Origin of the sequence: Synechococcus sp. FACHB-909, assembly GCF_014698945.1 — a bacterium.
Taxonomy (GTDB): domain Bacteria; phylum Cyanobacteriota; class Cyanobacteriia; order PCC-6307; family Cyanobiaceae; genus Cyanobium.
On the sequence record NZ_JACJTY010000007.1, the window covers coordinates 180,456 to 191,237 of the forward strand.

11 protein-coding genes are annotated in these 10,782 nt (G+C 71.4%); 7 read left to right on the forward strand and 4 right to left on the reverse strand.

Going from position 1 to position 10,782, the window contains the following annotated elements; translation table 11 throughout:
- Positions 1 to 16: 16 nt before the first annotated feature.
- The 3 genes from H6G99_RS12705 to H6G99_RS12715 all read left to right on the forward strand — a co-directional run bounded on the left by H6G99_RS12705 (position 17) and on the right by H6G99_RS12715 (position 1,434).
- On the forward strand, positions 17 to 445 hold the full coding sequence (locus H6G99_RS12705) for a Rid family detoxifying hydrolase (RefSeq protein WP_233133834.1): 429 nt from the start codon (positions 17 to 19) through the stop codon (positions 443 to 445).
- 68 nt (positions 446 to 513) lie between these two features.
- Positions 514 to 789, forward strand: a complete 276-nt coding sequence (locus tag H6G99_RS12710; protein ID WP_190611825.1) for a cell division protein SepF — start codon at positions 514 to 516, stop codon at positions 787 to 789.
- Positions 790 to 879: 90 nt separating this feature from the next.
- Positions 880 to 1,434 carry a L,D-transpeptidase gene (locus tag H6G99_RS12715; protein WP_094584892.1) on the forward strand — a complete coding sequence of 185 codons (555 nt, stop codon included), beginning with the start codon at positions 880 to 882 and terminating at the stop codon, positions 1,432 to 1,434.
- A gap of 2 nt (positions 1,435 to 1,436) precedes the next feature.
- Here the strand turns inward: H6G99_RS12715 and H6G99_RS12720 are convergent, their stop codons facing one another.
- Genes H6G99_RS12720 through H6G99_RS12730 form a run of 3 tightly spaced genes read right to left on the reverse strand, consistent with a single transcriptional unit; the run spans position 1,437 to position 2,775 of the window.
- Positions 1,437 to 1,667 carry a hypothetical protein gene (locus H6G99_RS12720; protein ID WP_094584757.1) on the reverse strand — a complete coding sequence of 77 codons (231 nt, stop codon included), beginning with the start codon at positions 1,665 to 1,667 and terminating at the stop codon, positions 1,437 to 1,439.
- Entirely contained in the window at positions 1,664 to 1,924 is a 261-nt protein-coding gene (locus H6G99_RS12725; RefSeq protein ID WP_094584758.1) for a TIGR02450 family Trp-rich protein, read from the reverse strand. The genes H6G99_RS12720 and H6G99_RS12725 overlap by 4 nt, the downstream gene beginning before the upstream one ends.
- A gap of 23 nt (positions 1,925 to 1,947) precedes the next feature.
- The gene (locus H6G99_RS12730) at positions 1,948 to 2,775 is read right to left on the reverse strand and encodes a fumarylacetoacetate hydrolase family protein (protein ID WP_094584759.1); all 828 of its coding nucleotides are present in this window, start codon (positions 2,773 to 2,775) and stop codon (positions 1,948 to 1,950) included.
- 130 nt (positions 2,776 to 2,905) lie between these two features.
- Between H6G99_RS12730 and H6G99_RS12735 the strand changes: the two genes are divergently transcribed.
- From H6G99_RS12735 to H6G99_RS12750, 4 genes are all read left to right on the forward strand, one after another.
- Positions 2,906 to 4,636 carry an NAD-dependent malic enzyme gene (locus H6G99_RS12735; protein WP_094584760.1) on the forward strand — a complete coding sequence of 577 codons (1,731 nt, stop codon included), beginning with the start codon at positions 2,906 to 2,908 and terminating at the stop codon, positions 4,634 to 4,636.
- Between the two features lie 103 nt (positions 4,637 to 4,739).
- Positions 4,740 to 6,299: a bifunctional orotidine-5'-phosphate decarboxylase/orotate phosphoribosyltransferase gene (locus H6G99_RS12740; RefSeq protein ID WP_094584761.1), complete on the forward strand. Its 1,560-nt coding sequence runs from the start codon at positions 4,740 to 4,742 to the stop codon at positions 6,297 to 6,299.
- 43 nt (positions 6,300 to 6,342) lie between these two features.
- A complete protein-coding gene (locus H6G99_RS12745; RefSeq protein ID WP_094584893.1) occupies positions 6,343 to 6,564 on the forward strand; it encodes a DUF3136 domain-containing protein in 222 nt (73 codons plus the stop codon).
- 69 nt (positions 6,565 to 6,633) lie between these two features.
- Positions 6,634 to 9,777, forward strand: coding sequence for an efflux RND transporter permease subunit (locus tag H6G99_RS12750; RefSeq protein WP_094584762.1), 3,144 nt, complete (start codon positions 6,634 to 6,636; stop codon positions 9,775 to 9,777).
- Here the strand turns inward: H6G99_RS12750 and H6G99_RS12755 are convergent.
- Positions 9,774 to 10,691, reverse strand: coding sequence for a TraB/GumN family protein (locus H6G99_RS12755; protein ID WP_190611827.1), 918 nt, complete (start codon positions 10,689 to 10,691; stop codon positions 9,774 to 9,776). The genes H6G99_RS12750 and H6G99_RS12755 overlap by 4 nt on opposite strands.
- Between the last annotated feature and the right edge of the window lie 91 nt (positions 10,692 to 10,782).

The window sequence follows — 10,782 nt, forward strand, 5'->3', positions numbered from 1 at the left end:
CGCATTTTTACCCGTCATGAGTTCCAGCGCTGGCGGAGGTGACCAAAGGCACAGCCCCTTGTCTCATCCGGTCAACACCCCGGAGGCCCCCGCGCCGGTGGGTCCCTACAACCAGGCCGTGCTCGCCGGCGGGGTTCTCTACTGCTCCGGCCAGATCGCCCTCGACCCGGTGAGCGGGGTGCTGGTGGGGGATGGCGACGTGGAGGCCGAGACCCGCCAGGTGCTGAGCAATCTCCAGGCGGTGCTGGCGGCCGCCGGCTGCGGTCCCGATCAGGTGGTGCGCACCACGGTGTATCTGGTCGACCTCGACGACTTCGCCCGCGTGAATGCCCTCTACGCCGGTCTCTTCAGCGAGGGCGTCGCTCCGGCCCGCGCCTGCGTCCAGGTGGCGGCCCTGCCCAAGGGCGCCCGGGTGGAGATCGACGCCATCGCCCTGGTCGCCTGAGCCGGTTCTCACCGGAGGCTCACACTCTGCCGCTGGCTGGCGGGGGCGGGCTGAGGCAACCTGGAGCGATGGAAACCCCCTTCGGCACCTGGTTTCACGAGGTGGTGGTGATGACACCGGGCCGCTTTGAGGAGGCCGTTGAGGCTGTGCTGGCGGTGCAGCAGTTCAAGACCGTGGTGCTGCACCTCAGTGCCATGGCGCCGGAGGAGGCCCAGCGCACCATCGATTTCGTCTCCGGCGGCGTCTTCGCGCTGGACGGTCAGTCGGAGCGGCTGGGGGACACGGTGTTCCTGTTCGCACCGGCCCTGGTGACGATCAGCCGGGACCAGGACGAACGGACCTGAACCTGCACGGTGCGTCTTCGATGGCTGGCTGCCCCGCCCTTGTGGCACCCGTACCGGGGCAGTAACACGGGCGCTGGTCCCGTGCTGTCCATGAAGCGTTCCACCGGCCAGGCCCCGCTGGTCCTCGCCTGGGCCCTGGGCCTGGTGCTGGCCGCCCCCGCCCCCTCGGCCCAGGCCACCCAGGCCGCCCAGGCGGTGGCGGCCGGTGGTGGCCGGATGGTGCTGGTGCGCACCGACCGCCAGTTGCCCGTCACCGGCGATCCGATCTGGGAACTGCAGCTGCTGCTCCCGGGCCAGCCGGCGCGGGCCTATGAGGCCCTGGTGGGCCGGATGCGGCGCCAGGAGGGCGACCGCCATCGTCTCGGCAGCAAGGCCCCATTGCCGCGGGGACGCTATGCCGTCACCGAGATCACCCCTGTAGCGCCCACCGATGATGTGGAGCTGGGCCGTTTCCTCTGGATCGGCCTGGAGCCCGCCTTCCCCACCGCCCGCCGGGGCCTGGGGATCCACCACGACCCCAGCGCCGGCCGGGGGCGGAGCAGCGGCACCGACGGCTGCATCGGGCTGATCCACGGCAACGACCTGCTGGTGCTCGGCGATCTGCTGCGCCGCAGCGGCACCACGGAGCTGGTGGTGAAGGACTGAGCTCAAGCGCGACCGGCCAGGGCCTCCTTCAGCCGCGGCTCCAGGTCCCTGCGCTGGGCCGGGTCCCCCACCAGCATCAGGGTGCCGGTGCCGGGCCACCAGTTGAGGCGCAGGTTCGATTCGCCGTCCTCGATGACGAGCATCTCGAAGGCCCCTTCGTGGACCCAGTGACCGAAACAGCCGAGGCCCTCGACCAGCGACTGAAGTTCCTCCAGGGTTCCGTTGAAGGTCACAGGTCCGCTGTGGAGTTGTCGAAGTTTACGGGCAGTTCCTCTTCGCGAGGCAGGCGCTGCCAGCCCGGCAGCCAGGCGGCGCGGTCGCGGAGCTCGCCGGTGGGCACCAGCAGCCGGAAGCCGGGGTCCAGCACCGCCTGGAGCTCCACGGTGCGCTCCCGGCCACGGCCCCGCTGGCCCAGCACGGCGAAGTGGCGATAGCCGCCGCAGCCGGCGGCCCTGGCGGGCTGGCAGGTCCAGGCGGCGGGCAGCTTCATGGGGCGCGACGGGGGAGAGGCCCTCAGCGGGCCGGCTCTGGGGTGGACTCCTCCAGCACCGGATTGCGCAGCACGCCGATGCCTTCGATTTCCACCTCGACCGTATCGCCGCGGCGCAGCCAGCGGGGCGGATCGGCCGCCATGCCGACACCACTCGGGGTGCCGGTGAGGATCACGGTGCCGGCCGCCAGGGTGGTGCTGGCGCTCAGGAATTCAATGATCTCCGCCACGGTGAAGATCATGTCGGCGGTGCTCGCCGCCTGCACCGTTTCCCCGTTGAGGCGGGTCTCCAGAGTGAGGGTCTGGGGATCGGGGATCGCCGCAGCGGTCACCAGGCTTGGGCCCAGGGGGGCGAAAGTGTCGAAGCTCTTGCCGCGGCACCACTGGCCGCCACCGAGCTGGGGCTGCTTCTGCCAGTCGCGGGCGCTGACGTCGTTGGCGCAGGTGTAGCCCAGCACCACCCCCAGGGCCTCGGAGCGGGGCACGTTGCGGCAGGTGCGGCCGATCACCACCGCCAGCTCCCCCTCGTAGTCCACCTGGTGGCTGGCCAAGGTGGTGGGCAGGGTGATCGGCGCCTCCGGATGCTGCACCGCCCCCGGCACCTTCATGAACAGCACCGGCCAGGTGGGGATCGTGGCGCCGGTCTCGGCGGCATGGCGGCGGTAGTTGAGGCCGATGCAGAGGATGGCCCGTGGCTCCAGGGGGGCCAGGATCCTGCGCGCCGCCGCCGGCTCGCCCGTGGGCTCCAGGGCGCCGAACAGATCGCCCGCCAGGCGCTCCAGGCTGCCGTCGGCATGGCGGCAGGCGAGGTGGATAGCGCCGGCTGGATCCTCGTAGCGCACGATCTTCATGGGGGCTTCGCGGGGGGCTGAACGGAGGACCTGCCGATGGGCTGCCGGCAGGCTGGGAGGCGCCTGCGGCGAACACTCTCGCCCGGCAGCCCGTGGATGATGGGGGCACCAGCGGAACCAGGAGCACGCCGTGGTCGCCGAACCCCGTCGCCAGCGGAGCACCACCCTCCGGGGCGCCGAGCTGCTCAATGATCCGCTGCTCAACAAGGGCACCGCCTTCAGCCGGGAGGAGCGGCGGGCGCTCGGGCTGGAGGCCCTGCTGCCCTGGCAGGTGGAGACGATCGAGGCCCAGGTGGAGCGCTGCCGGCTGGCCTTCGGCGCCATGGGCAGCGACCTGGAGCGCTACGCCTATCTCCAGACCCTGAGGGAGCGGAACGTCACCCTGTTCCACCGCTTCCTCGCCGACCACATCGAGCTGGCGATGCCGATCGTGTACACCCCCACCGTGGGGCAGGCGATCCAGCACTTCAGCCACACCTACCGCAGCCCCAGCCAGGGGATCTACCTGGCGGCCACTCAGCAGGAGCGGCTCGAGGAGCTGCTGGCCCAGGCCTGCGGCGGCCCCGCCGGCCAGGCTCCGGACCTGCTCCTGGTCACCGACGCCCAGGGGATCCTCGGCATCGGCGACCAGGGGGTGGGGGGCATCCAGATCTGCCAGGGGAAGCTGGCGGTGTACACCCTCTGCGCCGGGCTCGATCCGGCCCGGGGCCTGCCGGTGATGCTCGACGTGGGCACCGACCGGCCCGAACTGCTGGCCGATCCCTGCTACCCCGGCCTGCGCCGGCCCCGGCTGCAGGGGGAGGCCTACACCGCTTTCCTCGACCGCTTCATCGCCGCGGTGCAGGCGGTCTGCCCCGGCGCCCTGGTGCACTGGGAGGACTTCGGCGCCGCCCACGCCCGCCCCGTGCTGGAGGCCTACCGGCACCGGGTGCCGAGCTTCAACGACGACATCCAGGGCACCAGCAGCGTGGCCGCCGCGGCGATCCTGGCGGGCCTGCGGGGCCTCGGGCGCGGGCTGGTCGACCAGCCGATCGTCATCTTCGGGGCGGGCAGCGCCGGCTGCGGCATCGCCGAACGGCTCTGGCGCCTGCTGCAGCGCCAGGGGCTTTCGGCCGCCGAGGCCGCCGACCGCCTCTGGCTGATCGACCGCGACGGGCTGATCCACACCGGCACCCCGGGCCTGTCCGGCGGCGCCCAACCGTTCGCGAAGGGGCCCGAGCTGCTGGCGGCACGGTTCGGGACGGCGGCGCCGGCCGAAGGCCCGGGCCCGGGCCTGCTGGCGGTGATCGAGGCGGTGCGGCCGGGGGTGCTGATCGGCACCTCCACCGCCGCCGGGGCCTTCGATCAGGCGGTGGTGGAAGCCCTCTGCGCCGACGGCGGGCGGCCAATCGTTCTGCCCCTGTCCAATCCCACCCCCCTGGCGGAGATCACCCCGGAGAACCTGCTGCGCTGGAGCCGCGGCCGGGCCCTGGTGGCCACCGGCAGCCCCTTCCCACCGGTGGTCTGCGCCGGCAGCGCGGGCGAGCCGGTCGAACGGGTGATCGGTCAGTGCAACAACTGCTTCGTGTTCCCCGGCCTGGGCTACGGCGCCGTGGCGGTGGGAGCCACCGAGGTGAGCGACGCCATGATCGATGCCAGCATCGAAGCCCTGGCCGGGGTGATTCCGGCCGCGACCGATCCCGACGCCCCCCTGATGCCCCCCCTGGCCGCCGTTCAGGCGGTGTCGCGGGCGGTGGCCGAAGCAGTGGCGATCCAGGCGGTGCGGGAGGGGCTGGCCCGCCGGGCCGCCACCCCCGAGGCCGCCCTCGCGCGCCTGGAGGCCTGCCGCTGGAGCCCCGCGTACGCCGAACTGCAGGGCTGAGCTGAGGCAGCCGGCGGGGCACGGGGATCAATAAGTCCTGTGTCACCCCCTCGCGCAGGCGCCGGCCCTCGCCTTAGCACCTTGGGCACCAACCCCCCGCGCGATGGGCTTCTTCGTCCAGCTCACCGACGCCATCGCCGCCCGTCAGTCGCTGCTGGTCACCGGCCTCGATCCCAACCCGGAGATGCTGCAGGCCTGGGCCCATCGCCGCGGCATGGGTGGCCGTTCGTTTCTCTCCCAGGCCCGCCACTGGATCAAGGCGGTGGTGGAGGCCACCGCCGACCACGTCTGCGCCTACAAGCCCAGCCTGGGCTTCTACCAGGCCCTCGGCCCGGTGGGACTGGAACTGCTGCGGGAGGTGCGGGAGCTGGTGCCGCTCGACATCCCCCTGATCATCGACACCAAGCACGGGGACCTGAACAGCTCCTCGGCGCTGGCCCACTACCTGTTCCGCGAACTGGGCGCCGACGGCGTCACCCTCTCCCCCCTGGCCGGCCAGGACATCGCCGCCCCGTTCCTGCTGTATCCCGACAAGGCGGTGGTGATCACCTGCCACAGCTCCAACGCGGCCGCCCGGGTCCTGCAGCACCACCCCAACGAGAGCGATCCCCTCTATCTGCGCATCGTGCGGGAGTGCCAGCTCTGGGCCACCCCCGACCAGCTGCTGCTGGAGGTGGGCACCAGTGACCCGGCGATCCTGGCCCGGGTGCGCCAGGAGGCCCCGGAACGGTTCCTGATCCTGCGCAGCCTCTGGGGCGAGGAGGATCGCCTCGACGCCCTGCTGGAGGCCGGGTTGAGTCCGGCCGCCGACGGCCTGCTGATGCCCCTGCCCCAGAACCTGCTGGTGGAGGACGACATCGCCGTCCGCGCCGCCGCCCTCAAGCAGCGGATCAGCGAGCGCCGGGACCGCTGGCTGGAGCGGCGGGCGCCGGACCAGGGCGAGGCCTGCAGCCTGTGGCTGCCGGAGCGTCGCCCGGACGGCGGCGCCGATGCCGGGGCCGGCGCGGACGCCGATGGCTCCGGCGATCCCCTGGCCAGCCTGATCCTCGACCTGTTCGACATCGGCTGCCTGCTGTTCGGCGACTACGTGCAGGCCTCGGGAGCCGTCTTCAACTACTACGTGGATCTGCGCCAGATCATCTCCGATCCCAACCTGTTCCACCGGGTGCTGCACGCCTACGCCGGCCAGCTCGGGGAGCTGGTCTTCGACCGCATCGCCGGCATTCCCTACGGCTCCCTGCCCACCGCCACCGGGCTGTCGCTGCAGCTGCACAAACCCCTCCTCTATCCCCGCAAGGAGGTGAAGGCCCACGGGGCCCGCCGCCTGATCGAAGGGGATTTCGAGGAGGGCGACCGGGTGGTGGTGGTGGACGACATCCTGATCACCGGCAACAGCGTGCTCGAGGGCATCGCCAAGCTGGAAAGCTCCGGCCTGGAGGTGGAGGACGTGGTGGTGTTCATCGACCACGGCGGCCGGGCCGACACCAGCGCCCGCGAGCGGCTCGCCCGGGCGGGCTACCGCTGCCACGCCGTGCTCGACATCGCCCGCATCACCGCGGTGCTGCACGCAGCCGGGCGGCTCAGCGATGACCAGGCCGCCACCCTCGGCCATGCCCCAACGACCCTGGCGCCGGACGTCGAGGGGATACTGGCCAGCTCGTAGAGTGGAGCAGCACCCCTGCAAAACCCGGGTGCCCCCTTCCGCCATGCCCCAGGTCCAGGGTCAGCCCCCCACGATCGGAGAGCTGGAGGCGAAATATTCCCTTTACTGCAAGGCGATGCGGCTCCTGCTGAAGGAGGGCCGCACCATGGAGGCGATTCAGAAGACGGTCTGCTGGAGCCGCCTGGAGCAGCTCCATATCTGCCTTCCCAGCCGCTACAAATCCCCGGATTACCTCTATGCCGTGCTGAAACGCGACCTGCGCTGATCGCGGGCCGGCTGCCGCCCCTGCCAGGATCGGGCGGCGATCAGGGTCGGTGCCCACCCAGGCGTTTCCGTGAAGTCGATCTCCGACCCCTTCCTGCGCCGGCCGGTGCTGACGCTGGTGCTGAGCCTGCTGGTGCTTCTCGGCGGCCTGATCAGCCTGCCCGGACTCAAGGTCGAGAACCTGCCGCCGATCGCCCCGGGCCGGGTATCGGTCAGCGCCAGCTACCCGGGCGCCAGTCCGGAGGTGGTGGAGCAGGGCGTCACGACCCTGCTGGAGAAACAGTTCAACGGCCTGGAGAGGCTCGATTCGATCCGATCCACCAGCTCGGCCAACGGCAGCAGCATCTCCCTCGGCTTCGAGGGCGGCAATCCCGAGATCAACCAGATCAACACCCAGAACGAGGCGGCGGTGGTGAGCCGCCAGCTGCCGGCCCAGGTGGCGCGCTTCGGGGTGCAGGTGCGACGCACCTCCGATGACCTGCTGATGACACTGAGTTTCAGTGCCAGTCGCGACCGTTACGACGCCACCTTCCTGAGCGGCTGGGTGGACCAGGTGATCCGCGACCGGCTGCAGCGGGTGCCCGGCGTGGGCGAAGTGCGGCTGTTCGGGGGAAGCTCGCTCGCCTTCCGCCTCTGGCTCGATCCGTTGCGCCTGGAGGAACGCAATCTCACCATCAGCGAGGTGCGCGATGCCCTCGAGGAGCAGAACGTGCTGGCCGCCCTTGGCCAGGCCGGGGTGGCTCCCTCCCCCGATGACCAGCTGGTCACCCTGCCGCTGCGCATGGAGGGACGGCTGCGCACCGCCCAGGAGTTCGAATCTCTGGTGGTCGACCGCAGTGCCAACGGGGGCGTCACCCTGCTGAAGGATGTGGGCCGGGTGAGCCTGGGCAGCGAGAACTACGAATCGATCGCCACCGACCTGAGCGGCAAGACAGCGGTGGCTGTGGGGATCTTCCAGCGGGACGGCAGCAATGCCCTGGAGGTGAGCCAGGGAATCGACCAGGCCCTGGAGGAGCTGGGGCCCCGCTTTCCGCCGGGGGTGGATCTCCAGGTGATCGTGGATGAGGCCGCCTCGATCCGGACCAGCATCGACCGCACCACGGCGAGCCTGCGTGAGGCGGTGCTGCTGGTGTTCCTGGTGCTGCTGCTGGGGCTGGGGAACAGCCGCCTGGCCCTGATCAGCGCCTCGGCGGTGCCGGTGGCCCTGATCGGTTCACTGGCCGTGCTCCGGCTCAGCGGGGATTCGATCAACACCCTCACCCTGTTCGGCATGGTGCTGGCCAGCGGCCTGGTGGTGGATGACGCCATCGTGGTCAGCGAGGACATCGGCCGGCGGCTGGAGAATGGCCGACCCCCCCTGGACGCCGCCCGCGAAGCCATGGCGGAACTGGGCGGTGCCGTGATCGCCACCTCCCTGGTGCTGATCGTGGTGTTCCTGCCGGTGCTGACCCTGGGGGGCAGCCTGGGCCGTCTCTACGCCCCGATCGCCCTCACGATCGGTGGCACGATCGTCTTCTCCACCTTCAACGCCCTCACCTTCACCCCGGTGGCCGCCAGCCGGCTGCTCCACGCCGATCGCCGGGAGCCCGCCTGGCTGCTGCGCTGGATCGATCCGCCCCGGCGGGCCCTCGAGCGTCTGGAGGGCCCCTACGACCGGCTGCTCAGCCGTGTGCTGGGCTGGCGGCGTCGCGTGGTGGTCGGCCTGCTGATCGGTCTGCTGCTGACGGGCCTGGCGTTCGAGCAGCGGCCCAAGGCCTTCATCCCCCAGGAGGACAGCGGCCAGCTGCGGGGGGTGCTACTGCTCCAGGACGGCATCGCCCTGCCCCGCACCCAGCAGGTGATGGAGCAGGTGCGGGAGGTGATGGACCAGGAGCCCCTGATCCGCTTCGCCAACTTCTACGCCGGTCGCTCCTTCGGCGACAGCTCCCCCAACAAGGGGATCTTCTTCCTGAGGCTCAAGCCGATCGAGGAGCGCCCCGGGGCCGACCAGAGCGCGGCCGCCGTGGCCGAACGGCTGAACAGACGCCTGCGCCAGACGATCACCGACGCCACGGTGATCGTGAGCGAATCCCCCACGGTGCGGGGCTTCAGCAGCGAAAGCGGACTGGAGTTCGACCTGCTCGACACCAGTGGCGGTCGCCTCAGCCTCGGGGAGTTCCAGCAGGAGGCCGAGGCCTTCATCGCCGCGGCCCGGCAGACGGGCGCCTTTGACCAGGTGGGCACCCGCTTCAGTGCCGACGCTCCCCTGCTGCGGCTGATCCCCGACCGGCTGCGCATGGCCTCGCTCCAGGTGGATCTCGATGAACTGGTGAGCGTGCTCGGGGCCAGCTTCGGCAGCGACTACGTCAACGACAGCTTCGAAGGCGACCAGGTGCGCAAGGTGATCGTCCAGCTCGAGGGCGAGGCCCGCCGGGATGCCGATGACGTGCTGGCCCTGCAGGTGCGCAACCGCACCGGCCAGCTGATCCCCCTGGCCCAGATCGTGCAGGTGGAAGCCGGCACCGGCCCCACCACCATCAACCACACCCGCCTGGTGCGCTCGATCAGCATCCGGGCCCAGCCGGCCCCGGGGGTGAGCAGCGGCCAGGCCATCGCCCTGCTGGAGCAGCTGCAGCGGGACCGGGCCAGCACAGCCACCGACCTGGAGTGGGCGGGGCTGGCGAGGGAAGAGGCCCGGGCAGGGGGCGGCAATCTGCAGGTGTTCGCCCTGGCGGTGCTGGTGATGCTGCTGGTGCTGGCCGGCCTGTACGAGAACTTCGCCGATCCCTTCATCATCCTGGTCACCGTGCCCATGGGGGTGCTCGGTGGGGTGCTGGGGCTGGCCCTGCGGGGCCTGCCCCTGGACGTCTACGGCCAGATGGGCCTGCTGGTGCTGGTGGCCCTGGCGGCGAAGAACGCGATCCTGATTGTCGAATTCGCCAACCAGCGCCTGGCGGAGGGGATGCCCCTCGATGAGGCCGTCCACGGCGCCGCCGTCGCCCGTCTGCGGCCGATCCTGCTCACCGCCTTCTCCTCCCTGGCGGGCTTCCTGCCCCTGCTGTTCGCCACAGGAGCGGGTGCGGCCAGTCGCACCAGCATCGGCACGGTGGTGTTCTTCGGGCTGCTGGTGGCCACTGTGCTGACCCTGTTCCTGGTTCCCACCCTTTACCGGATCGTCAAGGGCTGGGAGCTCAGCCTGGGCGCTGGCCACGGCCGGCGGGGCGAACAGGCCTAGGGATCCGGCCGCCAGGCCCCATCCACGAACCGCTCCGGCTTCAGCCCCTGCTGCCGCAGCAGGGCGATCAGCCCCCGGTCGCCCATGAGGTGCATCAACCCCACCACCACCAGGGTGTCGTCAGGGCGCCGCAGGAACCCCCGCACCGGAGCCACCCAGGCCCCATTGCGCCGTACCACCAGCCGCTCGTGGAGATCCGGCCGCTGGCGGTAATCCCCGAGCAGGAGGGCCTCGAGACGGGGCAGGTCGCCGGCCCGCCAGGCGTCCTCGAGGGCGTCGAGCCGGGGCCCGACCCCATCCAGTTCCTTCAGGGTGACCTCCAGCAGCTGCACCTGGTCGGTCCTGGGCAGGCCGTCGAACAGCTCGAACTGCTCGGCCGGGGTCTCCAGGCCATCGATGGGCTTGCGGTCGGCGGCGGCCCTGGCCTGGAGCTGGCCCTCCACCCCGCTGTCGGGGGAATAGCCCCGTTGCAGGAACTCGGCGGAGGCGAGCAGCAGGGCCACGGCCCAGGGCTCGAAACGATCGATCGCCGCCTCGGGCAGCCCCAGGCCCGCCAGGCGCGGCTGCAGGGTCCGCCAGGTGGCCGGCGGCAGGCCATCGCGCAGGGAGCGGCCGTCGGGATCAAGGGCCCGCGCCACCAGCTCACCGGCCAGGGCCGCCGGGCTGATGGCATCCATGTCGAGCTCCATGGCCAGCCGCTCCGCCTCCCCGTAGGCCAGGCCATAGGACGGGGGGAGTCCGGCCCGGTCGCGCCGCAGCTGGTGCAGGGAGCCGGCGATGAAGACGGTGCCGGCGCCGTCCCGCACCCGCCAGAGGGTGCCGACCTCGGCCGCTGCCGCCGGAAAGGTGGCCAGGACCAGGGCCGCCACAGCCACCAGGCGACGCCGCATCGACCGGGGCATCTGCGGTGGCATGGGCAGCGGCATCCACAGGCCAAGGGACGCTAGCCACGTCACTTCGCCCGACCCCGGGCTGGCCATGCTGAACGTGGCCTCCGCCGCCGAT